General features: G+C 70.9%; 19 protein-coding genes. 9 read left to right on the top strand and 10 right to left on the bottom strand.

Annotated features, from left to right (window positions below; translation table 11 throughout):
* Positions 1-524 precede the first annotated feature (524 nt).
* The 3 genes from ABZV38_RS12185 to ABZV38_RS12175 all read right to left on the bottom strand — a co-directional run bounded on the left by ABZV38_RS12185 (position 525) and on the right by ABZV38_RS12175 (position 6,926).
* A complete protein-coding gene (locus ABZV38_RS12185; RefSeq protein ID WP_356326696.1) occupies positions 525-1,289 on the bottom strand; it encodes an SDR family NAD(P)-dependent oxidoreductase in 765 nt (254 codons plus the stop codon).
* Positions 1,290-1,325: 36 nt separating this feature from the next.
* On the bottom strand, positions 1,326-2,126 hold the full coding sequence (locus ABZV38_RS12180; protein ID WP_356326695.1) for a DNA-formamidopyrimidine glycosylase family protein: 801 nt from the start codon (positions 2,124-2,126) through the stop codon (positions 1,326-1,328).
* A 108-nt stretch (positions 2,127-2,234) separates the two neighbouring features.
* Positions 2,235-6,926 (bottom strand): DEAD/DEAH box helicase, encoded by a 4,692-nt coding sequence (locus tag ABZV38_RS12175; protein ID WP_356326694.1) that lies wholly within the window; start codon positions 6,924-6,926, stop codon positions 2,235-2,237.
* A gap of 70 nt (positions 6,927-6,996) precedes the next feature.
* Between ABZV38_RS12175 and ABZV38_RS12170 the strand changes: the two genes are divergently transcribed.
* Genes ABZV38_RS12170 through ABZV38_RS12160 form a run of 3 tightly spaced genes read left to right on the top strand, consistent with a single transcriptional unit; the run spans position 6,997 to position 8,991 of the window.
* Complete coding sequence (locus ABZV38_RS12170; protein ID WP_356326693.1) at positions 6,997-7,896, top strand: AraC family transcriptional regulator; 900 nt, start codon at positions 6,997-6,999, stop codon at positions 7,894-7,896.
* Between the two features lie 10 nt (positions 7,897-7,906).
* Positions 7,907-8,689: an AzlC family ABC transporter permease gene (locus ABZV38_RS12165; RefSeq protein ID WP_356326692.1), complete on the top strand. Its 783-nt coding sequence runs from the start codon at positions 7,907-7,909 to the stop codon at positions 8,687-8,689.
* Positions 8,686-8,991, top strand: a complete 306-nt coding sequence (locus tag ABZV38_RS12160; protein ID WP_030927072.1) for an AzlD domain-containing protein — start codon at positions 8,686-8,688, stop codon at positions 8,989-8,991. The genes ABZV38_RS12165 and ABZV38_RS12160 overlap by 4 nt, the downstream gene beginning before the upstream one ends.
* A 159-nt stretch (positions 8,992-9,150) precedes the next feature.
* Here the strand turns inward: ABZV38_RS12160 and ABZV38_RS12155 are convergent, their stop codons facing one another.
* On the bottom strand, positions 9,151-10,065 hold the full coding sequence (locus ABZV38_RS12155) for a hypothetical protein (RefSeq protein WP_356326691.1): 915 nt from the start codon (positions 10,063-10,065) through the stop codon (positions 9,151-9,153).
* Between the two features lie 79 nt (positions 10,066-10,144).
* Between ABZV38_RS12155 and ABZV38_RS12150 the strand changes: the two genes are divergently transcribed.
* Both ABZV38_RS12150 and ABZV38_RS12145 read left to right on the top strand, forming a co-directional pair.
* On the top strand, positions 10,145-10,339 hold the full coding sequence (locus tag ABZV38_RS12150) for a DUF3046 domain-containing protein (protein WP_356326690.1): 195 nt from the start codon (positions 10,145-10,147) through the stop codon (positions 10,337-10,339).
* A 183-nt stretch (positions 10,340-10,522) separates the two neighbouring features.
* Positions 10,523-11,689: an AI-2E family transporter gene (locus tag ABZV38_RS12145; RefSeq protein ID WP_356326712.1), complete on the top strand. Its 1,167-nt coding sequence runs from the start codon at positions 10,523-10,525 to the stop codon at positions 11,687-11,689.
* Between the two features lie 98 nt (positions 11,690-11,787).
* Here ABZV38_RS12145 and ABZV38_RS12140 read toward each other — a convergent pair whose 3' ends face one another.
* Positions 11,788-12,696, bottom strand: a complete 909-nt coding sequence (locus ABZV38_RS12140) for an SDR family oxidoreductase (RefSeq protein WP_356326689.1) — start codon at positions 12,694-12,696, stop codon at positions 11,788-11,790.
* A 268-nt stretch (positions 12,697-12,964) separates the two neighbouring features.
* Between ABZV38_RS12140 and recA the strand changes: the two genes are divergently transcribed.
* Together recA and recX are read left to right on the top strand one after the other, a co-directional pair.
* A complete protein-coding gene (recA, locus tag ABZV38_RS12135; protein WP_356326688.1) occupies positions 12,965-14,098 on the top strand; it encodes a recombinase RecA in 1,134 nt (377 codons plus the stop codon).
* Positions 14,099-14,101: 3 nt separating this feature from the next.
* Positions 14,102-14,767, top strand: coding sequence for a recombination regulator RecX (gene recX / locus ABZV38_RS12130; protein WP_356326687.1), 666 nt, complete (start codon positions 14,102-14,104; stop codon positions 14,765-14,767).
* A gap of 91 nt (positions 14,768-14,858) precedes the next feature.
* Here recX and ABZV38_RS12125 read toward each other — a convergent pair whose 3' ends face one another.
* A complete protein-coding gene (locus ABZV38_RS12125; protein ID WP_356326686.1) occupies positions 14,859-15,497 on the bottom strand; it encodes a hypothetical protein in 639 nt (212 codons plus the stop codon).
* A 206-nt stretch (positions 15,498-15,703) separates the two neighbouring features.
* On the opposite strand from ABZV38_RS12125, the gene ABZV38_RS12120 reads away from it, so the two are divergent.
* On the top strand, positions 15,704-16,372 hold the full coding sequence (locus ABZV38_RS12120; RefSeq protein WP_356326685.1) for a helix-turn-helix domain-containing protein: 669 nt from the start codon (positions 15,704-15,706) through the stop codon (positions 16,370-16,372).
* The gene (locus ABZV38_RS12115) at positions 16,369-18,912 is read left to right on the top strand and encodes an FtsX-like permease family protein (protein WP_356326684.1); all 2,544 of its coding nucleotides are present in this window, start codon (positions 16,369-16,371) and stop codon (positions 18,910-18,912) included. The genes ABZV38_RS12120 and ABZV38_RS12115 overlap by 4 nt, the downstream gene beginning before the upstream one ends.
* 60 nt (positions 18,913-18,972) lie before the next feature.
* Here ABZV38_RS12115 and ABZV38_RS12110 read toward each other — a convergent pair whose 3' ends face one another.
* The 4 genes from ABZV38_RS12110 to ABZV38_RS12095 all read right to left on the bottom strand — a co-directional run bounded on the left by ABZV38_RS12110 (position 18,973) and on the right by ABZV38_RS12095 (position 21,744).
* Positions 18,973-19,380, bottom strand: a complete 408-nt coding sequence (locus ABZV38_RS12110) for a rhodanese-like domain-containing protein (protein ID WP_356326683.1) — start codon at positions 19,378-19,380, stop codon at positions 18,973-18,975.
* A complete protein-coding gene (locus ABZV38_RS12105; protein ID WP_356326682.1) occupies positions 19,377-19,934 on the bottom strand; it encodes a cysteine dioxygenase in 558 nt (185 codons plus the stop codon). Before ABZV38_RS12105 ends, ABZV38_RS12110 begins: the two co-directional genes overlap by 4 nt.
* 73 nt (positions 19,935-20,007) lie before the next feature.
* The gene (locus ABZV38_RS12100; protein ID WP_309544753.1) at positions 20,008-20,079 is read right to left on the bottom strand and encodes a putative leader peptide; all 72 of its coding nucleotides are present in this window, start codon (positions 20,077-20,079) and stop codon (positions 20,008-20,010) included.
* A gap of 48 nt (positions 20,080-20,127) precedes the next feature.
* On the bottom strand, positions 20,128-21,744 hold the full coding sequence (locus ABZV38_RS12095; protein WP_356326681.1) for an FAD-dependent monooxygenase: 1,617 nt from the start codon (positions 21,742-21,744) through the stop codon (positions 20,128-20,130).
* Between the last annotated feature and the right edge of the window lie 172 nt (positions 21,745-21,916).

The raw sequence follows: 21,916 nt of genomic DNA, 5'->3' as shown, positions 1-21,916 counted from the left end.
GAATTACGGTTTCAACTCATATGTGCCATCGTGGGTGATGCGTCGACGGCTATGAGGTCATGAGGCCCTACGAATGGAGGCACGTCCGCGCCGTGCGCGCCGGTATTGCACCGGTGCGCTCTCCCGCCGGGTGATCGGGCCGGACTAGGTTCGGTCGGAGGAGGCAGCCATGGTACGGCGATGGGTGCCCGCGCTCGTTCTCGGCGGGGTGTGGTGGTGGGCTGTGCTGCGGCTGCTGCTGGAGCCGGAGCGTGCCGGACTGGTCGAGGGCGCGGTGGCGGCGGGCGGTTGGGGGCTGAGCCTCCTGCCCGTCCATGTGGCTGCGAGCGCCAGGCCGACCGGAACGATCGTGGCCGACGGCGACACGGCGGTATGGTTCGCGGGCGGGACTCGCCGTGCCCGCAAGGCGTGGCGTACTGCCAGGGCGTGGGGCACTACTGGGGCGTGGCGGACTACCGGGGCATGGCGTACCGCCAGGGTATGGGGCACCGCCGGGGCGTGGCGTACTGCCGGCGCATGGCGTACTACCAGGGCATGGCGACGCCGCCGTTCGGGCGGAGGATCTGGCCGGTCATGAAGGCCGACCCGTCGGATGCCAGATACAGGACCGTGTGGGCGACATCTTCCGCCTCACCCACCCGGCCGAGCGGGGAGATCCGGACCATCGCGGTCTCTGTCCGATGTTGCAGCTCCGAGTCGTGTTTCGCGGTCATCGGGGTACGGATCCAGCCCGGCGCGACCGCATTGACGCGGATGGAGCGAGGCCCGAGCTCGGTCGCCAGGGTCCTGGTCAGTTGGACGACTGCCGCCTTGGCGGCGCTGTAGCAGAGCAGGCCCGGGCTTGCGGCGTCGACCGCGCCCGAGGCCATGGTGATCAGCGAGCCGGGTGCGCCGCGCGCGATCATGCTGCGGGCCACCTCCTGGCAGGCGTACAGAACACCTTTGAAGTTGACGGCGAGGACGCGGTCGAGGTCGTCGTCCGCCGTGTCCAGGACGCTGCTCGTGTGCATGATTCCGGCGACGGCGGCCAGGATGTCCAGGTCGCCCGCTGCGGCTACCGCGTCCCGGAGCTGACTGCGGTCGGTGACATCGAGTTGGTGGGTGTGGGCTGCACCACCCGCCTTGGTGATCATCTCCCGCGTTTCCAGGAGGCCTGTCCCGTCCCGGTCCACGCAGTGGACGGTTGCTCCTGCCTCCGCGAGCAGAACGGCGCTGGCCCGGCCGATGCCGCCGACTGCGCCGGTGATGAACGCGGAGCGGCCGGTGAGGTCGTACGCGGTGAGAGGCATGTCCGGACCGTAAGACCGAATCTGACGATGCGTCAACTATGGCGTGGGGCCCGATTGGCAGTGTGGGCACCAATACGTGGGACGGGTGTCCTGGTCCGCCGTACGGATGGCGGCGCCGCACCGCAGACAGGGACGGTGGGTCCGGCCGTACACCCAGAGCTGCTCAGCCGGGCCGTATCCGCGCGCCCGGGAACCGGTGGTCGTGCGGACCGGCCGGTCCCGATTGGCTTCGAGGAGCTGCTTGGCCGTGGTGACCAGGCGCACGGCGGTGGGGACGGGCAGGTCACCGATGGGGAGCCAAGGGGTGGCGCGGGCGAGGAAACAGAGTTCGGCCTTGTAGATGTTGCCGATGCCAGCCAGGTTGCGCTGGTCCAGGAGGGCTTCGCCGAGGGGGCGGGCGGGGGCGGCGAGCAGGTTGCGCAGCGCAGTGTCGGGGTCCCAGTCGGGGCCCAGCAGATCGGGGCCGAGATGGCCGACCGCCTTCTCCTCGTCGACTGTGCGGAGGAGTTCCAGGAGGGGCAGCCGGTAACCGACCGCTGTGGGGTCCGCGGTGGAGAGAACCGCGCGGATCTGATGGGCCGGGCCGCCGCGCCAACGCTCGCCCGGGGCGTAGACGCGCCAGGCGCCGTCCATGCGTAGATGGCTGTGGAGAGTGAGGCCGCCCTCGATCCGGGTGAGGAGATGCTTGCCGCGCGAGACGGTGTCGAGGACGGTCCGGCCGGTGAGATCGGCGGTGGCGAATCGGGGGACGCGCAGGTCGGAGCGAGTGAGGATCTGGTCGGCCAATGCGGTGCGCAGACGCTTGGCGGTCTGCAGGACGGTATCTCCTTCGGGCATGTTTCCATGATGCGTGGTGGGGGCGGGGTGCGAGGGCGAGCGCGTGCCCCGTGGGCGCGGGTGGCGGTGCGGGGCGGCTGGAGCCGGTGAGGCGGGCGGCACGTGGGCTCAGGCGCGCAGGCGGAGACCTCTCGGGGTGGCGTGGAAGCCGGCCGCCTCCAGTGTGCGGCCCAGCGGCGAGGTCAGGGACGAGGCGCCATTGGTGCGCTCCACCGTGACTGTGCCGAGCGCCCCCGCGCGGGCCGCAGTGGCCAGTGCCTCCGCCGCGGCCCGGAGCGAGGGGTCCTCAGGGTCCGTCGGCCAGGCGAGCAGGGTCTTGCCGCCGCGCTCCATGTACAGCGTCAGTTCGCCGTCGACCAGGACCACCAAGGCGCCGGCCTTGCGTCCCGGTCTGTGTCCGGCGCCGTCCGGGGGCTCGGGCCAGGACAGGGCAGCGCCGTACGCGTTGGCCGGGTCGGCGGCGGCGAGGACCAGGGTGCGGGGCGCCGCGCCCGGTTCCGTACGGTCGCGGGCGGTGGACGCCGCACGGAGCCGGTCGACCGCACCGTCCATCGCGAACTGGGCCGCGCCCAGGCCCTCGACCACGTAGCCGCGCCGGGCCTGCCCGTTGTCCTCGAATGCGGAGAGGATGCGGTACGTCGCGGCGAAGCCGCCCTCGACGCCTTCGGCCTGGACTGCGCCGCGGGTCACCACACCGTGACGGTCCAGGAGCGTACGCGCCAGGGCGTGCGCGCGGTGCGTGGGATCGGGCTCGGCGGTGGGGAGCAGGGACCACCGGCCCGAGACAGTGGGCGGGCCGGTGCGTGATGCGGGGCGGGCGGCGGCGGTGAGCGAGCCATAACGGCCTCGGGGGACGCTGCGCTTGGCGCGGTGGGCGGTCGACCCCGCCGTACGTCCGGAGCCGAGAAGTGAACGCAGCGGCGCCAGCGTGTCGTTGGTCAGCCGACCGGACCAGGTCAGCTCCCAGATGGCGTCGGCCAGTTGAGGATCGGAGCAGTCCGGGTGGGTGGTGGCACGGACCTGATCGGCGATCTGCCGGAAGAACAGCCCGTACCCGCCGGTCAGGGTGGTCAGGACGGATTCGTGCAGCGCGCTCAGTTCGAGTGGGTGCGGGGGCGGGAGGAGCAGGGGGGCGCTGTCGGCGAGGTAGAGGGACAGCCAGCCGTCCTTGCCGGGAAGGGCGCCCGCGCCTGCCCAGATCACCTCGCCGGTGGTGGTGAGTTCATCGAGCAGGGCGGGGGCGTACCCCGTGACCCGGCCGGACAGGATCAGCTTCTCCAGCGCCGACGCGGGGACGGGGGCACCCTGCAGCTGTTCGATGGCGCGGGCCAGTCCGTCGATTCCGCGCAGACTGTTGTTGCCGAGATGCTGCCACTGGGGAAGGAAGCCGGCTAGGGCGGCAGGGGGAACCGGCTCCAGCTCGTGCCGTAGCGCGGCGAGGGACCGGCGACGGAGCCGACGCAGCACCGTGGCATCGCACCATTCCTGGCCGATGCCCGCGGGGTGGAACTCGCCCTGGACGATCCGGCCGGACGCGGCGAGCCGCTGCAGCGCGCCGTCCGTGACCGCGGTGCCGAGGCCGAAGCGTGCGGCGGCGCCGGTGGAGGTGAACGGGCCGCGCGTACGGGCGTAGCGGGCGAGGAGATCGCCGAGCGGGTCCTTCACCGGTTCGGTGAACGCCTCCGGGACGCCGACCGGGAGGGCCGTGCCCAGCGCGTCACGCAGTCGGCCCGCGTCCTCGATCGCCGCCCAGTGGTCGGCTCCACCGATCCGGACCCGGATGGCCCGGCGGGCCGAGGCCAGCTCCTGGGCCCACGGCTGCTCGGCACCGCGCGCGGCCAACTCGGCGTCGGTGAGCGGGCCGAGGACGCGGAGCAGGTCGGCGACACCTTCGACGTCCTTGATCCGGCGGTCCTCGGTCAGCCACTGGAGCTCCTGCTCCAGCTCGCCCAGCACCTCGGCGTCGAGCAGCTCGCGCAGTTCTGCCTGGCCCAGGAGCTCGGCGAGGAGATGGGAGTCGAGGGAGAGTGCGGCCGCCCGGCGCTCGGCGAGCGGAGAGTCGCCCTCGTACAGGAACTGCGCCACATATCCGAAGAGGAGCGAGCGGGCGAAGGGGGAGGGCTCCTGGGTGGTCACCTCGACCAGGCGGACGCGGCGCGCTTCGAGATCACCCATCAGTTCCGTGAGCCCGGGAACGTCGAAGACGTCCTGCAGGCATTCACGGACCGCTTCGAGAACGATCGGGAAGGAACCGAACTCCGAGGCCACCTGGAGGAGCTGGGCGGCGCGCTGACGCTGCTGCCAGAGCGGGGTGCGCTTGCCTGGGCTGCGGCGGGGCAGCAGCAGGGCGCGCGCCGCGCACTCGCGGAAGCGGGAGGCGAACAGGGCGGATCCGCCGACCTGATCGGTGACGATCTGGTTGATCTCGCCCTGGTCGAAGACGACATCGGCGGCGCCGACGGGCGGCTGATCGCTGTCGTATGCCGCTGCGGCCAACGGGGCCGGCTCCGAGGGTGAGTTCGGGGACGAGCTCTGCGACGGGTCAAGGGCGAGGTCCTGGGCCGGATCGAAGTCCAGGAGGTCCAGGCCCATCATGTCGGCGTCGGGCAGTCGCAGCACGATGCCGTCGTCGGCATGCATCACCTGGGCATCCATGCCGTACCGCTCGGCGAGGCGGGCTCCCAGCGCCAGCGCCCACGGGGCATGGACCTGCGCGCCGAACGGGGAGTGCACGACCACGCGCCAGTCGCCCAGCTCGTCGCGGAATCGCTCGACGAGGATGGTCCGGTCGTCCGGGACATGGCCGCAGGCGGCGCGTTGTTCGCCGATGTACGACAGGACGTTGTCGGCGGCCCAGGTGTCCAGACCGGCGGCGAGCAGCCGCGTCCTGGCGTCCTCGGACGACATGCCGCCGATCTCGCGGAGGAACGCGCCCAGGGCACGGCCCAGTTCCAGCGGGCGCCCCAGCTGGTCACCCTTCCAGAACGGCAGCCGTCCCGGAACCCCGGGAGCCGGCGACACCAGGACCCGGTCGCGGGTGATGTCCTCGATCCGCCAGGACGTGGTGCCCAGCGTGAAGACATCGCCGACCCTGGACTCGTACACCATCTCCTCGTCCAGCTCGCCGACCCGGCCGCCGCCCTTCTTGGGATCGGCCCCGGCGAGGAAGACCCCGAAGAGCCCGCGGTCGGGGATCGTGCCGCCGGAGGTGACCGCGAGCCGCTGGGCGCCGGGGCGGCCCGTGACCGTGCCGGCGACGCGGTCCCAGACCACGCGCGGGCGCAGCTCGGCGAAGGCATCGGACGGATAGCGGCCGGCCAGCATGTCCAGCACGGCTGTGAACGCCGACTCCGGCAGCGAGGCGAAGGGCGCGGCGCGGCGGGTCACGGCCAGCAGATCGTCCACCTGCCACGTGTCCAGGGCGACCATGGCGACGAGCTGCTGGGCCAGCACATCCAGCGGATTGGACGGGATCCGGAGTGCCTCGATCGAGCCGGTGCGCATCCGCTCGGTGACCACCGCCGCCTGCACCAGATCGCCGCGGTACTTCGGGAAGACCACTCCGGTGGAGACCGCACCGACCTGGTGCCCGGCACGGCCGACCCGCTGCAGGCCGGAGGCGACCGACGGCGGCGACTCCACCTGGACCACCAGATCGACCGCACCCATGTCGATGCCCAGCTCCAGACTGGAGGTGGCGACCACGGCAGGCAGCCGACCCGCCTTGAGGTCTTCCTCGACCTGGGCGCGCTGCTCCTTGGAGACCGAACCGTGGTGTGCGCGGGCGAGCAGCGCCGGGGCGCCCTTCGCCGCACCGGACTCGGCCATGATCTCGGCGGGGGAGTGGGCCTCCGGCAGCGTCTCGCCGGTGGCCCGCTCGTACGCGATCTCGTTGAGCCGGTTGCACAGTCTCTCCGCGAGACGGCGGGAGTTGGCGAAGACGATGGTGGAGCGGTGCGCCTGGACGAGGTCGGCGATCCGCTCCTCGACATGCGGCCAGATCGACGGCTTTTCCGCCTGGCCCGCCTGATCCGGGTCGGTGGCCGGGGAACCGCCGAGCTCGCCCAGATCCTCCACCGGTACGACCACCGACAGATCGAACCGCTTGGTGGACGGCGGCTGGACGATCTCCACCTTCCGCTTCGGTGAGAGGAACCGCGCCACTTCGTCGACCGGACGGACCGTCGCCGACAGGCCGATCCGCCGTGCCGGGCGCGGCAGCAGCTCGTCGAGGCGCTCCAGCGACACAGCGAGATGGGCGCCCCGCTTCGTACCGGCCACCGCATGCACCTCGTCGAGAATCACCGTCTCGATTCCCGACAGGGCCTCCCGCGCCGAGGAGGTCAGCATCAGGAACAGCGACTCGGGAGTGGTGATCAGGATGTCCGGCGGGCGGGTCGCCATTGAGCGGCGCTCGGCGGGCGGGGTGTCACCCGACCGGATGCCCACCCGCACCTCGGGCTCGGGCAGCCCGAGCCGCACCGATTCCTGGCGGATCCCGGTCAGCGGTGAGCGCAGGTTGCGCTCCACATCGACCGCGAGGGCCTTGAGGGGCGACACGTACAGCACGCGGCAGCGCTTCTTCGCCTCGGCGGGCGGCGGGACTGCGGCGAGCCGGTCCAGCGCGGCGAGGAACGCGGCGAGCGTCTTGCCCGATCCGGTGGGCGCGACGACCAGCACGTCCGAACCCTCGCCGATCGCGCGCCAGGCGCCCTCCTGTGCGGAAGTCGGCGCGCTGAAGGCACCCGAGAACCAGCCGCGGGTGGCGGGGGAAAACGAATCGAGCGCAGAGCCGGCCATGTCCCCCATCGTGCACCCGACCACTGACAACGGACGGTGTACAGGGGTCTGTACCTGCGAGAATTCGGGTATGACGGCACCATCGGGCTCGGGCTCGGGCGCGGGTTTCGGCTCGGCTTCGGCTTCGGGAGAGTGGGCGAGGTACTGGCAGTACGCGGAACTGCCCGACCTCGATCTGCTGCGTGCCCGGTACGTGCGCCACACCTTCCCGCGCCACAGCCACGAGGGCTACGTCTTCGGCACCATCACGCGGGGGGTCGAGGACGTCGGCCTGCCCGGCGGCACCGTACATGCAGGCCCCGGCGCCGTCGTCATGATCAATCCGGAGGTGCCGCACACCGCCCGGGCCGGTGTCCCCGAGGGCTGGGTATACGCCACGCTGTACCCGTCCGCACAGGTGATCAGCGACATCGCCGCCGATACGACGCGATTGCGCGGCACTGTCGGTTTCGCCGAGACCAGCGTCGTCGACCCGGAAGCGGCCCGGCTCATCGGCGAGGTGCACCGGGCGGCCGAGGAGGGCAACGCGCTCGCCGCCGACAGCGTCCTGCGGATCATGGTCGCGCGGCTGCTCAGCAGCCACGGCAGCGCGCTGCCCACCCGCTCGCCCCGGTCGGCGGGCGGCCGGGACGCGGCGCGGGCGCGTGCGGTGCTGGAGAGCAGGATGGCCGAGCCGCCGACTCTGGAGACGCTGGCCGCCGAACTCGGCACCAGCCCGTTCGCCCTGCTGAGGGCATTCAAGAAGCAGTACGGGATGCCGCCGCACACCTGGCTCACCGATGCCCGGGTACGGCGGGCGCGGCGGATGCTGGATGCGGGTGTGGCGCCCTCGGTCGCCGCGACCGAGGTTGGCTTCACCGATCAGCCGCACCTGAACCGCCATTTCACCCGGATAGTGGGGGTGCCGCCCGGCGCCTACCAGCGCGAACGCGCAAGAACGTACAAGACCGGTCCCGATCTGTCCCCGTAGCGTTCCGGCTGTGGCAGAACAGACAACATCCCCAGAGACAACCGGCGACAAGGCCGAGACAGCCGTCGGTGAGGTGAAGTCCGATGCGGCCGTCGTGCGTGACGCCCTCGGCGTCGGTATCGCCGTGGGGCTCTCCGGCTTCGCCTTCGGAGTCACCTCGGCAGGCTCCGGCCTGAGCCTGCTCCAGACCTGCGTGCTCAGCCTCCTCGTCTTCACCGGCGCCTCGCAGTTCGCGCTGGTGGGCGCGCTGGCGGCGGGCGGCAATCCGTACACAGCGGCTGCCGGGGCGTTCTTCCTCGGCGTACGCAACGCGTTCTACGGTCTGCGGCTGTCGCAGCTGCTCGCGCTGCCGCGCGCGCTGCGACCGCTCGCCGCGCAGTGGGTGATCGACGAAACGACTGCTGTGACGCTGTCCCAGCCCACCCGGCGGGCCGCACGGATCGGCTTCACCGTCACCGGAATCACCCTGTACGTGCTGTGGAACCTGACAACACTGCTGGGAGTCCTGGGCGCAAAAGCGCTCGGCGACACCGACAGCTGGGGACTGGACGCCGCGAGCCCCGCCGTCTTCCTCGCCCTGCTCGCGCCCATGCTGAGGAGCACCACGGAGCGCATCACCGCCGCGCTTGCCGTCCTGCTCGCCCTGGGACTGCTTCCTGTGCTGCCCGCGGGCGTACCGGTGCTGCTCTCCGCACTCGCCGCGCCTGTCGTCCTCTTCCTGATGGGACGCGGGCACGGATCGCCCAGAGACACCCCCGCCATGGAAACGACCCCGACGGAGGACGGTCGATGAACGTCTGGACAGCGATCGCACTGACTGCCGTCGGCTGCTATCTCGCGAAGCTGCTGGGGCTGCTGGTGCCCGCAGGCGCTCTGGAACGCCCGCTCGTCCAGCGTCTTTCCGCACTCCTGCCGGTGGCGCTCCTGGCGGCCCTCACGGCGCAGCAGACCTTCGGAGACGGACAGCAGCTGGTGCTGGACGCCAGGGGCGCGGGACTGGCCGCCGCGGCGCTCGCCCTGGTCCTGCGTGCTCCTTTCCTGGTGGTCGTGGGAGCTGCAGTGGTCGTCACGGCAGGGGTGCGTGCGCTCGGATAGGGGTCCATGCGGCGCAGGACAGGGCCGCACGCACCAGGACGATCTGAAGGACGGGCGGCGGCCGTCCGGCCGGCGACCGAAGGCCTGCGCCGGACGGCGGGGCCCGGCCCTGTGTGGGTCCGTTCACGGACGGTTGGCGGCGTGTTCTCCGCCCGGCGCTCAGTCGAGGCTGCGGCCGTACGCCTGCAGCGTGAGCAGCGCCTTGAGCGTCACCAGAGGCCGGCCCTCCAGCGCCGTGCCCGGTGCCCACTGCCGCCAGTTCAATGGCCAGCCGCCGTCCGCCTGCTGCTCCGACGCCAGATGATCGAGGGAGCGTTCCAGCTCCTCGTCGGTGAACCAGCGACGGGCGAGCGAATCGGGTGTACGGGCGTAGTCGTACGGGAAGTGCTGCTCACCCGGCGCGTATCCGGCGGCCACCGGGTACTCCGCCCGCCGCTCCGGATCCAGCACAGCCAGCCGCTGTTCCCGCACCAGCCGTCCGAGGCGGTCCGCCGCTGCCTCCGCCCGCGCCCGGTCCGGTGCACCGTCCAGGAAGGCGACCGCCGCCTCGACCTCGTACGGATGCGAGTGCTCCAGTGCGTCGACCGCCGCCCAGCAGAAGTCGGTTGCCCGGAAGAGCCAGGCGTGCCACACCGCATTGCGGTGCAGCAGCCCGACAACAGGACCGGTGGCGAGCAGCTCCGCCGGCGGGTCGTCGACGAGCTGGATGAACGGTGCGGCCGGATAGCCTCGCTGCGAGGGCAGGAGGGCGGGCAACGCACCCTCCTTCGTCGACACATCGGTCAGGAAGCGGCAGATCCGTTCCACCCGCAGACCGTTGCAGCGCCCGATGGCGTCGAGAACGCTCAGCGCATGGGCCGTGTGCAGCGGCTGGCTGACAGGGCCCCGCAGATCGGGTTCGAGTGCATGACCGTATCCGCCGTCCTCGTTGAGATAGGCGGTGAGCGCGGTCTCCACGGCGTCGGCGCTTCCTGCCAGGAAGCGGTGGGCGAACCGCCGCTGCTCGAGGACACGGGCCGTGAGCCAGATGAACTGCTCGGCGCGGTTGAGGGGGCTTGCTCCTGTTCCAGCCATGGACCGACCGTAGGCCGGTAAGCGCTCTCGAGGCGTCGTAGCGGCACGGCTGCACTCTCAGGAGCGGGATACTGAAGTCATGCGGTTGACGATTTTCTGGGAACGGATGGAAGAGCACTTCGGCGCGGGGTACGCCGACTCCTTTGCGCACGATCATGTGATGGCCGAACTCGGCGGGCGGACGGTGCACCAGGCGCTGGCCGCGGGCTGGGAGGCGAAGGACATCTGGCGCGGCGTCTGCACGGCGGTCGGCATCCCCGCCGACAAGCGCTGACGCAATGCTCGTCCGCCGTGGGACCGCACTGCTCTCCGGGGCGGGTGGCCGACTGTCGCAGCCGTGGGCGAGACTGGGTCCGTGGCACTGACAGACGAGACCGCCCAGACCCAGCCCGCCCCCACTCCGCCCGTCCCGCCGGCCGCGCCACCGACCCAGCCGCCCGGCACCGGGTCGGCCCGAATGCCTGCATGGCTGCCGCGCGCCATGGTCCTCGCCCTGGCCCTCTACGCCTGCTTCCGGCTCGGCAGCTGGGCGTTCGATCAGCTCATCGGGCTGTTGATCAATGTGCTGATCGCCTTCTTCCTGGCGCTCGCCATAGAGCCCGCGGTGGGCCGGATGTCGGCACGCGGCATGCGTCGCGGCCTGGCGACCTTCCTGGTATTCCTGGCGGTCCTGATTGCCGGGGCCGGGTTCGTCGTACTGCTCGGATCAATGCTTGCGGGCCAGATCGTCGAGATGGTCGAGGAGTTCCCCAAGTACCTGGACTCGGTGATCAACTGGGTCAACCAGAGCTTCCACACCGACCTCTCGCGGGTCGAGGTGCAGGACAGCCTGCTGCACTCCGACTGGTTGCAGAAGTATGTCCAGAACAGCGCGACCGGTGTGCTCGATGTCTCCACCACCGTGCTCGGCGGGTTGTTCCGACTGCTGACGATCTTCCTGTTCTCGTTCTACTTCGCGGCCGACGGCCCCCGGCTGCGCCGCGGTCTCTGCTCCGTACTGCCGCCCGCCCGGCAGGCCGAAGTCCTGCGGGCCTGGGAGATCGCGGTCGACAAGACCGGTGGCTATCTCTACTCGCGCGGGCTGATGGCACTCATCTCCGGAATCGCGCAATACATCCTGCTGGTGTCTCTCGATGTGCCGTACGCGCCGGCGCTCGCGGTCTGGGTCGGTCTCGTCTCGCAGTTCATCCCCACGATCGGTACGTATCTGGCGGGCGCCCTGCCGATGCTGATCGCGTTCACCGTCGACCCCTGGTACGCCCTGTGGGTGCTCGGATTCATCGTGATCTACCAGCAGTTCGAGAACTATGTGCTGCAGCCCAAGCTCACCTCCAAGACCGTCGACATCCATCCGGCGGTCGCCTTCGGCTCGGTCATCGCCGGTACGGCGCTGATGGGTGCCGTGGGCGCGCTGATCGCCATCCCGGCCGTCGCCACGCTGCAAGCGTTCCTGAGTGCCTATGTGAGGCGCTACGACGTGACGGACGACCCACGTGTGCACGGCCGTCACCAGCAGCGGCGCGGTGAGTCGGTGTTCTCGCGGCTGCGTCCCACGACCCGGGATCCCGGGAGCGACGACGCAGAGGACGCGGAGCGACTGGAAGCACCGGGCCCGCGGACCTGAGCGACGGCGGGACGCGGGAGGTCCGGCGCGGTGCGGGAGCGCCGGCAGAGCGCACGAGGCCAGACGGGGAGGGGGAGGTCCCGCAGGGTGCGGTCTGCTCAGCGATAGCCCGTTACGTCGGCCGGCCGACCCGCGTCCTGGACTTCGGGGACGTACCTCCAGGCGTCGGGCCGGCTGCCGTCCAGATCGGTGAAGCCGTAGACCCGCGCCAACTGCCCGCTGGACAGCGACTGTCCGTTCCAGCGCGCCACCTCGGGGTCCTGCGCGAGCGCGGCCACGGCGCGGCCGACGAAGGCCGGGCTCTCGGAGATCGCGAAGTGGGGTGCGTGGGCGATCGCGTCGCGCCAGTTCGTTTCGGTGACGCTATGGGCGTCCAGCATCGCTTCGGACCGCAGCCAGCCGGGCGTGAGCGACACCGCGGTCGCGCCGTGGGGCTTCAGCTCGTGCGCGAGGGCGAACGCCATCCGGTTCACCGATGCCTTGGCCAGGTCGTAGAAGAAGGAGACCCGGTAGTGGGCGGCGTTGTACTCATCGGTGCCGTCGGTCACCTCTATGACCAGGCCACCTGGCTGCTCGATGAGGAGCGGGAGCGCGTAATGGCTGGTGATGGCGTGTGTGTCGACGGCCAGACGCAGGGTGTGCAGACCCGTCTCCAGGGAGGATTCCCAGACCGGCTTGTCCCACTCGATCTCGGCTCCCCAGATGTCGTTCACGAGGACGTGCAGCCGGCCCTGGTCGCGCCGGATGCGCGTCACGAGCGCGCTGACCTCCGAGGGCACGAGGTGGTCCACCCGGACCGGGATCCCGTGGCCGCCGGCCTCGTCGACAAGAGCTGCGGTCTCCTCGATGGTCTCCGGGCGGTTCATCTCCGACCGGTGGGTCCTGGTTGTCCGCCCGGTGACATAGACGGTTGCTCCGGCCGCTCCCAGTTGAACGGCGATCCCGCGGCCCGCACCTCGCGTGGCACCGGCGACCAGAGCCACTTTCCCTGCCAGCGATGTCCCCATACGGCCGGAATCTAGCATGATGTTGACCACCTGATCTTGACTCTCCAAATGCGGAGTGCTAGGGCGCTACTCTGGGGGGCAGGTCGGTCCGGCGCGGTGTGCTTGACACCAAATTCGAACATCCATTCTCATGGGATTCCGGCCGGGTTTTCCCGGGCCCGACCGTGGAGTTGTCCACAGGCCGGGAGGACGTCGAGGCCCATTGTCAGTGGCAGGGGTTAGCGTCTTTGACGTGAAGCGATCGACTCAAGTAAATCGGGTGGAACCCATGGCAGGAACCGACCGCGAGAAGGCGTTGGACGCCGCACTCGCACAGATTGAACGGCAATTCGGCAAGGGTGCGGTGATGCGCCTCGGTGAGCGGCCGAACGAGCCCATCGAGGTGATCCCCACCGGGTCGACCGCACTCGACGTCGCCCTCGGCGTCGGCGGACTGCCGCGCGGCCGTGTGGTGGAGGTGTACGGGCCGGAATCCTCCGGTAAGACGACGCTGACGCTGCACGCGGTGGCGAATGCGCAGAGGCTCGGCGGCTCGGTGGCCTTCATCGATGCGGAGCACGCCCTCGACCCCGAGTACGCGAAGAAGCTCGGTGTCGACATCGACAACCTCATCCTGTCCCAGCCGGACAACGGTGAGCAGGCGCTCGAGATCGTGGACATGCTGGTCCGCTCGGGCGCGCTCGACCTGATCGTCATCGACTCCGTCGCGGCGCTCGTGCCGCGTGCGGAGATCGAGGGTGAGATGGGCGACTCGCACGTGGGTCTACAGGCCCGTCTGATGAGCCAGGCACTCCGCAAGATCACCAGTGCGCTCAACCAGTCCAAGACCACCGCGATCTTCATCAACCAGCTCCGCGAGAAGATCGGTGTGATGTTCGGCTCCCCGGAGACCACGACCGGTGGCCGGGCGCTGAAGTTCTACGCGTCGGTGCGACTCGACATCCGTCGTATCGAGACGCTGAAGGACGGCACCGACGCCGTCGGCAACCGCACCCGCGTCAAGGTCGTCAAGAACAAGGTCGCGCCGCCCTTCAAGCAGGCCGAGTTCGACATCCTCTACGGCCAGGGCATCAGCCGTGAGGGCGGTCTGATCGACATGGGCGTGGAGCACGGCTTCGTACGCAAGGCGGGCGCCTGGTACACGTACGAGGGTGACCAGCTCGGCCAGGGCAAGGAGAACGCCCGCAACTTCCTCAAGGACAACCCCGATCTCGCCAACGAGATCGAGAAGAAGATCCTCGAGAAGCTGGGCATCGGTGTCAGGCCGGAGGCGGCTCTGCCCGCCGAGCCCGGTGCGGACGCCGCGGGCGGCACGGCGGCTGCGGCCGACGGTGCGGCGAAGTCCGTGCCCGCACCGGCCGGCAAGGCCAAGCCGGCCAAGACTGCGGCGTTCAAGAGCTAGACCGTGACGCGTCGTACGGAGTGGCCGGGCAGCGACGCCGAGGCCGCCCCCGGCGCCGGTCCCGGTTGCGGCACCGGCATGGGTGGAGGGTTCGGCGAGGGCGCGGGCCGTCGGACCCGCTCCAGGAGCAGCGGCTCCCCTTCCTCGTCGAGGGCCGAGAAGGGGGAGCCGCGAGACCCGGTCGAGCAGGCGCGCAACATCTGTCTGCGGTTGCTCACCGGGACCCCGCGCACCCGCAAACAGCTTGCGGACGCACTGCGCAAGCGGGAGATCCCGGATGAGGCAGCCGACGAGGTGCTGTCGCGCTTCGAGGACGTCGGGCTGATCGACGATGCGGCGTTCGCGGATGCCTGGGTGGAATCCCGGCACCACGGCCGGGGGCTGGCCCGTCGTGCTCTTGTGCGGGAGCTGCGCACCAAGGGGGTGGACTCGGCGGTGATCGACGAGGCGATCGGGCAGCTCGACTCCGAGCAGGAGGAAGAGACCGCCCGGGAGCTCGTCGCACGTAAGCTGCGCTCCACCCGCGGCCTGGACCGCGACAAGCGTCTGCGCCGCCTTGCGGGCATGCTCGCACGCAAGGGGTACGGGGAGGGGATGGCCCTGCGCGTGGTGCGTCAGGCACTCGAAGAAGAGGGCGAGGACACGGAAGGTCTCGACGAGCCGTTCTGAGGTGTGCGCATCCGGGGTATGCGCAGCGGGTCGGCGCGGGAGGCGGGGTGGGCCAGGGACGGGGCCGCTGCGTGCTGGGTGGTGCCGGGGGTCAGTGTCCGGCGGACGAGGCGCGGCGGATAGTGGCGTCCAGCAGGGCCAGGGCATGTGATGCGGTGCGGCCGGGGTGGCGGTTCCAGGGGCCGATGAGGTCGGTCCAGCCCTGCGAGCGGAGTTCGGCGATGAGCCAGGCGCCGGCCCTGTCCACGGTGTCGAGGGAGCCGTAGCCCAGGCGGTGCGCAGTGAGGAGGGCGCCGCAGACGCAGCGTGCGCCGCGGGCGTTCCGCAGCCGGTACGGGGTGTTCTGCCAGCCCCATTCGGTCAGGATCTGCCGTGCGTAGGCGAGGTGGGTGGAAGGCCGCAGCTCGGGCTGCCCGATGCGACGCCAGGCGTGGAGTCGGTCCGGGAGGATCGCGCCGAGTCGTCCGGGGAGCGGGCGCTCGCGCGGCGGGGCCGGGGACAGGGCGCGCACCGAGTCGGCGATCAGCTGGTCGACCGGCACGGACAGTAGATCGCGCCAGTCGGCCGGGTGCCGGTCCGGCGGGTGCGGCGCGCTGTCAGGTGAGACGGGACGCACGGGTTCGGGGGTGGTGATGTCCCAGCCCGTGACGATCTGCTGCCAGGCCTCCGTGTCGTGGAGGCGTGCGGCCTGACGGTCGAGCTGGTCGGGGGTGAGGGTGGTGGTCGGCATCGGTGCGACAGCTCCGTCGTGTCGGTCCTTGGTATTTGGGGTAAATGTCCGCCTTGCGATGAATTTGCTCCACTGGGGTGAGGCGTTCGGGTGTGTCGGGGCGGATTCGGGGGACATGGGGGCCGCCGAGAGGGGGCTAGCCCCCGCACGAAGACGCAGGCATGCTCCAGTGCACAGGCATCTGTGCACAGAGCAGTGTGTGACGCATGGCAGAGAAGCCCGGCGGTACCGAAATCACAGAGCTGGCCGCCCTCAAGGCGCTCGCTCAGCCGCGACGCCAGCAGATCCTTCAGCACCTCACCCTGCACGGCCCGGCGACATCCGCGATCCTTGCCCGCGCCCTGGAGCTGAACACCGGGGCCACCAGCTACCACCTGCGTGAACTCGCCAGGTACGGCTTTGTGGAGGACACCGCGGCCGAGGAACCGGGCGGCCGTCGGGTGAGGTGGTGGCGGGCCGTTCCCGGCGACCGGCGCTTCCCGCCCCGCTCCTGCCAGAGCCCCGAGGTGCGGCTCGTCATGGACGAGCTGAACCGCCATGCATACGCCGCCGACCTCGCCCTCTTCGAGCGGCTCCAGCGAGACAGTCGCGAGCCGGGTGGCGAACTGGGGGAGTGGGTCGATGCGTTCCCGTACTCGCGGGGTTCCATTCGGCTCACGCTCCCCGAACTCCAGGCGTTCTTCGAGGAGTTCATCGCCCTCATGAACCGCTACAAGCGGCCCGACGCCGACATCCCGGCGGGTGCCCGCACGGTCCACACCCGGCTGCTTGCCTTCCCGGCCCCGCTCCCGTCTCCGGCGAACGACGACGCGAACGACGACGCGGACGGCAACAGAGACGCGGACGACAACAGAAGAGAGACGGACGCATCATGATGCTGCGCTATGCCCTGCGGACAATCCGGGACCGCAAGGGCGGGTTCCTGGGCGCCCTGCTGGCGCTGATGTGCGCCGCCGCCCTCATCACCGCCTGCGGCACCCTCCTGGAGACCGGACTGCGCGGAAGGATCGCCACCGAGCGCTATGCCGTGGCTCCGCTCGTGGTCTCCGCCGACCAGAACGTCCACCGGACCACCGTCAAGCACAAGGGCAACGGAGAGACGAAGGCCAAGTACAAGGCGAAACCCGTCGCCGAGCGCGCCTGGCTCCCCGCGGCCACCGCCGACCGGATCCGGTCCCTGGAAGGCGTACGCAAGGTGATTCCCGAGCTCACTTTCCTTGCTGAGCCCGTTGCCGAGCCCGTTGACCGGCCTTCGTACGGACACTCCTGGGCGTCTGCCTCCCTCACCCCGTTCACGCTCACCACAGGCCGAGCACCCGCCACCGCAGACGACATCGTGATCGACCGAGGATTCGCCGAGCGCGCCGGCCTGAAGCCAGGGGACCGGCTCACTGTGCAGTCCACCGATGCTCCCCGCCCGTACCGCATCAGCGGCATCGCCGCCCCGGCCGGCCGCGGTGAGCTCCAGCAGCAGACCTCTCTGTTCTTCTTCGACGCCGAGGCCGAGCGGCTCGCCGCCCGTCCCGGCCAGGTCACCGCCCTCGGTGTGCTGCCCGCGCGCGGCACGGACCTCACCGAGCTGAAGCGGCAGGTTGAGCGAGCACTCAAGGGCACCACCGCCCAGGTGGCCACCGGTGACGAGCGCGGTCCGGTCGAGTTCCTGGACGCCGCGGGCGCCCGCATCCAGCTCGTTTCGATGGGTGGCGCGATGGGCGGCACCTCACTCCTCGTCGCGATCCTCGTGGTCGTAGGCACCTTTGCGCTCTCCATCCAGCAGCGCCACCGCGAACTGGCACTGCTGCGCGCCATCGCCGCCACATCGCGCCAGATACGCCGTCTCCTCGGCCGTGAGGCGCTGATCGTCGGAGCGGTGGCCGGTGTGCTGGGCTCGCTGGCCGGACTGCCGCTCGCCACCTGGCTGCACAGCCGATTCATCGACATGGGGGCGATCCCCGCGAACCTGGAACGCACCGCGGGCATCTTCCCGGCCTTCGCCGCCGTCGCCGTCACCCTCCTCGGAGCCTGGGCAGCCGCCAGGATCTCCGGCCGCCGGATCGCCCGTATCCGCCCGGCCGAAGCCATGGCCGAGTCCGCGGTCGAGCGCGACCGGCCGGCCCGGGGTCGGATCGCCGCAGGTCTGGTGCTGCTCGCGGGCGGCGGAGTCCTCGTCGCCGTACTCAGCGGTCTTCGTACCGAGGCGGCCTCGACCCCCGTCACCTTCCTGGCCGTCGTTGTGCTGGCCACGGCAGTGTCGCTGCTCGGCCCGCTCCTCATCAGGATGGCGTCGGTGCTGCTCACGGGACCGCTCCGACTGGCCGGTTTCGGCGGCACCCTCGCCACCGCGAACATCCGCGGAAACTCAACCCGGATGGCCGCCGTCGTCACCCCGCTCACCCTGCTCATCGGGATGACCTGCACGGTTCTCTTCGTCCAGCCGACGCTCGGCGACGCCGCCCGGGCCCAGGCCCGAGAAGGTACCCGTGCCACCTGGATCCTGGCCGCGCAGGGCCCCGGCATCCCGTCCGTCGCCGCCGAGACCGTCCGCACGACACCGGGCGTCACGGCCGCCACCGAGGTCGTACGGACCACTGTCCGGGTCGGACTCGACAAGTACTCGGCTCAGGGCGTCACGCAGTCCGGTCTCAGTCGCACCTGGGATCCCGCGGTGACCGGCGGTTCGCTCGCGGACTTCGTGGACGGTCCCCGAACCGCTGCAGTCAGTGAACTCGCCGCGGAGCGACTGGGACTGCACCCCGGCAGCACACTGAAGCTGCACCTGGGTGACGGGACGCCCGCCACCCTCACCGTCGCCGCCGTCTACGCCCGTGGCCTGGGCTTCGGCGACCTGACCCTGCCCCACGACCTGGTCGCCCGCCATATGGACAACCCCCTCGCCGCCACGGTCCTGGTCGCCGGAGCCGGCGACCGCGGCCGGCTCGCCGCCGCGCTGAAGAAGTTCCCCGGCATCGCCGTGCTCGCCCCTGCCACCGCCGACCGGCTCCAGGCGGACCGGCAGCAGGAGAACGCCGAGGTCAACTGTCTCGCCATGGGTTTGATCCTGGCCTTCACCGCGATCGCGGTCGTCAACACGCTTGCCATGTCGGTGTCCGAACGGACCAGGGAATTCGCCATGCTCCGGCTGGCCGGTGCCACCCGTAGCCAGGTCCTGCGGATGCTCCGTATCGAAGCCCTGTCGGTCCTGCTGATCGCCGCCGTCCTCGGTACGGGCATTGCACTCGCTGTACTGACGGCCTTCAGCATCGGCATGACCGGCGGAGCGGCGCCCACCGTCGTGCCGGTGGTGTACGCGACGGTGGTCGGCGCAGCCGCGTTGCTGGCGCTGGTTGCCTCCGCGCTGCCCGGCCGGCTGGCACTGAAGGTCCGCCCGGTGGAGGTGGCTACTTCCCGGCAGTGACACCACAGAGCGGCAGAGCGGCCGGTGCCCCGAGCGGGCACCGGCCGCAACCGTCGCCCGTCAGGCCTCGACCGGCAGCCCCGCCGCCCGCCATGCCTGGAACCCGCCGATCAGATCGGTCGCCCGGTGCAGCCCCAATTGCCTCAGGGACGCGACCGCGAGACTCGACGCGTAGCCCTCGTTGCAGACCACCACCACCTGCAGGTCATGGCTGACCGCCTCCGGTGCGCGATGGCTGCCCTGCGGGTCGAGCCGCCACTCCAGCTCATTGCGTTCGACGACCAGCGCCCTCGGAATCAGACCGTCCCGGTCGCGCAGCGCCGCGTAGCGGATGTCCACCAGCAGGGCCCCGCCCGCGGCTGCGGCCGCCGCCGCGTGCGGACCGATCCGGTCGAACCCGGCCCGGACCCGCTCCAGCAGCTCGTCGATCCCCACCTGCTCCGTACCGCTGTTCCGGTTGTCGCTCACTGCCAGTCCTCCGGACGCTCGACGTGCTCAAGACGGAGTACCGCACCCGTGCGGCTGTAGCGCCGGATCCGCGGCAGCGGCGGGTAGTACGCGTGGACGGAGACGGCGTGCTCGGTCTCGGACTCGTTCAGCACCTCGTGCACATGGTGCCGGCCGAAGGCCCTGCCCTGACCGGTCGACAGCTGCCGGGACCGATCGACGCCTTCGGCCAGTTCGAGGGTCTTCCAGCCGTCGGTGGGCAGCCGCACCGCGAGCGACTGTTCCTTCAGCGTGCCGGCTGCCGTGGTGAAGGCGCCGAGCGAGTCGGCGTGGTCGTGCCAGCCGGTGCCGGTGCTCGGCGGCCAGCCGATCAGCCAGGCCTCGCTGCCACCGGGCCCGTCGAGCCGGATCCAGGTACGGCCTTCGGGATCGAGGGGGAGTGAGGTGATGAGGTCGGTGTCCGCCGCCGTGCGACGGACGAAGTCGAGCAGTTCCGCAGCTGTCGGGCCGGGTCCGGCACCGGAATCCGGACCGGGGGCCGACGTGCGTAGGGAAGGCGAAGGAGAGGCAGACACAGGGACCGTCCTGAGAATTCGCGTGTGATGCCCGGCGTGCGACAGAGCGCACACCGCAGCAGGAAGAGGCGATTCAGCAGGACGGACGACACACGCAGCCCGCGTAGCGGACGAGGTCCATATGGACCCTCCGCCACAGGCGCACATCGGTGTCGGTCACGTTTCGGAGTACACCATGTGCCGCCCGCGGGGGTCAATTGATGTCTGCGGTCTGGTCGGCGCGTACGGACGCACGTGGCTCACCGCCGCGCGCCGCGTCCGCCGCCGCGAAAAGTTCCGCGGGCCGGACCCCGCCGAACGACGTCACCAGGTGTCCGTCCGGCCGGACGAGCAGCACGGTGTGGGCCGATGCCCCCGGGTAGGCCTCGGTCACCAGGAGCTCGCTCCTTACCGGCAGGGCGTCGACCGCCTCGACGAGCCGGGGCATCACGCCCGCCGTCAGCCAGTGCCGCCGGTCCCACACCCCGGTCCCCGGAGCGACCAGCACCACCAGCAGATGCCCCTGCCCCAGCCGCTCGCGCAGCCGCACGGTCGTGCCGTCGGGCGCCGTCACCCGCACATCGGCAACCGGCGCACCGGGGGGCGTACCGACCAATGTGTGCGCCTCGGCGCGTGGAGGCACAAGGGGGGAGTGCGAATACGAGGGGGGCGCACCGAGCGGGCCGCAACCCAGATGACCGTCGGCGAGCAGTGAATCGTGCCCGCGTGCGCTCCCCGGAACCAACGTCCGCAGACCTCCACCGCCCCGCAGTATCGGCAGCGACTGGTCCGCGGCGCGCAACCGCGAGGCGACCGCGGCCCGGCGCTCCGCCTGGTAGCTGTCGAGCAGCACGTCGGAGGCGCCGTGATGCCAGGCCTGTGCCAGCTTCCAGGCCAGGTTCTCGGCGTCCCGCAGCCCCTCGTCGACCCCCTGCGTACCCAGGGCGCCCAGCAGATGTGCGGCGTCCCCGGCGAGGAAGGCCCGCCGGACGCGCCAGCGCCGGGCCAGCCGGTGATGCAGCGTGTACACGCCCGTGTCCAGCAGTTCGTACGGCGGCGTCTCGCCGCCGCACCAGCCTGCGAGGGTGTCCCGCGCCCGGGTGATCAGGGCGTCCGGCGTGACGAGCTCGCCGCGCGGCGGAAGCAGCCAGTCCAGCCGCCATGCGCCGGCCGGCAGCGGCCGCGCGGTCACCTCGGCGCCGCCACTGCGCCACGGCGGCAGCCGGTGCAGCACGGCCTGGCCGGGCCAGGGCAGCTCGGTGCGCAGCGCGGCGACCGCATGCCGTTCCACCGCCGTACGCCCCGGGAACCTGATGTCCAGGAGCTTGCGCACGGTGGACCTCGCGCCGTCGCAGCCGACCAGATAACTCCCGCGCCACCACGTCGAGTCGGGCTCCCTGGTGTGCACCGTGACGCCGGCCGGGTCCTGCTCCAGTGTGTCGATCCGGCTGAGCGGCGCCGTCTGCACCAGCTCCTGCCGGGCGATCGCGTCCCGCAGCCCGCGCATCAGGGCGTGCTGCGGCAGATGGACCGGGGCGGGCAGTTGATCACCGTACGGAGAGGCCTCGCCCAGCGGCAGTTCGCGTACCAGCTGCTTGCGCCGTATGGATCGCCAGCCGGACCACCGGGCGCCCTCGTCCCGGAGCGTCGTGCACCCGAGCCGTTCCACCAGCGCCGCGGTGTCCTCACGCAGCACCACCGTCCGGGCGGGACGCGCCGCGTCCTTCCCCGCATCCTCGTCGAGAATTACGGAAGGGACGCCCTGCGTGGCAAGGGCGAGCGACAGCACCAGGCCGACGGGCCCGGCACCGACGACGATCACCGGGTCCACGGCGTGACTCCCTGGGCCCGTGCGGTCATAAGGGTGGTGACGGATGCGGAAGCGAGGGTTCGGTCGGCGATCACAGAACGTATGCAACCCACTGCCGGTGCTTGCGTCAAGTGACACCGGAACGCGGCGAGGGGCGCCGGTGCATGCACCGGCGCCCCTGCGGAGAGATTGT

It is taken from the genome of Streptomyces sp. NPDC005181 (genome assembly GCF_040608395.1).
GTDB lineage: Bacteria > Actinomycetota > Actinomycetes > Streptomycetales > Streptomycetaceae > Streptomyces.
This window is presented reverse-complemented; position numbering and strand designations above follow the sequence as displayed.

Coding starts and splice junctions, on each gene's coding strand:
- ABZV38_RS12185 (WP_356326696.1), bottom strand. CDS start 1,289: ATGCCTCTCACCGCGTACGACCTCACCGGCCGCTCCGCGTTCATCACC.
- ABZV38_RS12180 (WP_356326695.1), bottom strand. CDS start 2,126: ATGCCCGAAGGAGATACCGTCCTGCAGACCGCCAAGCGTCTGCGCACC.
- ABZV38_RS12175 (WP_356326694.1), bottom strand. CDS start 6,926: ATGGCCGGCTCTGCGCTCGATTCGTTTTCCCCCGCCACCCGCGGCTGG.
- ABZV38_RS12170 (WP_356326693.1), top strand. CDS start 6,997: ATGACGGCACCATCGGGCTCGGGCTCGGGCGCGGGTTTCGGCTCGGCT.
- ABZV38_RS12160 (WP_030927072.1), top strand. CDS start 8,686: ATGAACGTCTGGACAGCGATCGCACTGACTGCCGTCGGCTGCTATCTC.
- ABZV38_RS12155 (WP_356326691.1), bottom strand. CDS start 10,065: ATGGCTGGAACAGGAGCAAGCCCCCTCAACCGCGCCGAGCAGTTCATC.
- ABZV38_RS12150 (WP_356326690.1), top strand. CDS start 10,145: ATGCGGTTGACGATTTTCTGGGAACGGATGGAAGAGCACTTCGGCGCG.
- ABZV38_RS12145 (WP_356326712.1), top strand. CDS start 10,523: ATGCCTGCATGGCTGCCGCGCGCCATGGTCCTCGCCCTGGCCCTCTAC.
- ABZV38_RS12140 (WP_356326689.1), bottom strand. CDS start 12,696: ATGGGGACATCGCTGGCAGGGAAAGTGGCTCTGGTCGCCGGTGCCACG.
- recA (WP_356326688.1), top strand. CDS start 12,965: ATGGCAGGAACCGACCGCGAGAAGGCGTTGGACGCCGCACTCGCACAG.
- ABZV38_RS12125 (WP_356326686.1), bottom strand. CDS start 15,497: ATGCCGACCACCACCCTCACCCCCGACCAGCTCGACCGTCAGGCCGCA.
- ABZV38_RS12120 (WP_356326685.1), top strand. CDS start 15,704: ATGGCAGAGAAGCCCGGCGGTACCGAAATCACAGAGCTGGCCGCCCTC.
- ABZV38_RS12115 (WP_356326684.1), top strand. CDS start 16,369: ATGATGCTGCGCTATGCCCTGCGGACAATCCGGGACCGCAAGGGCGGG.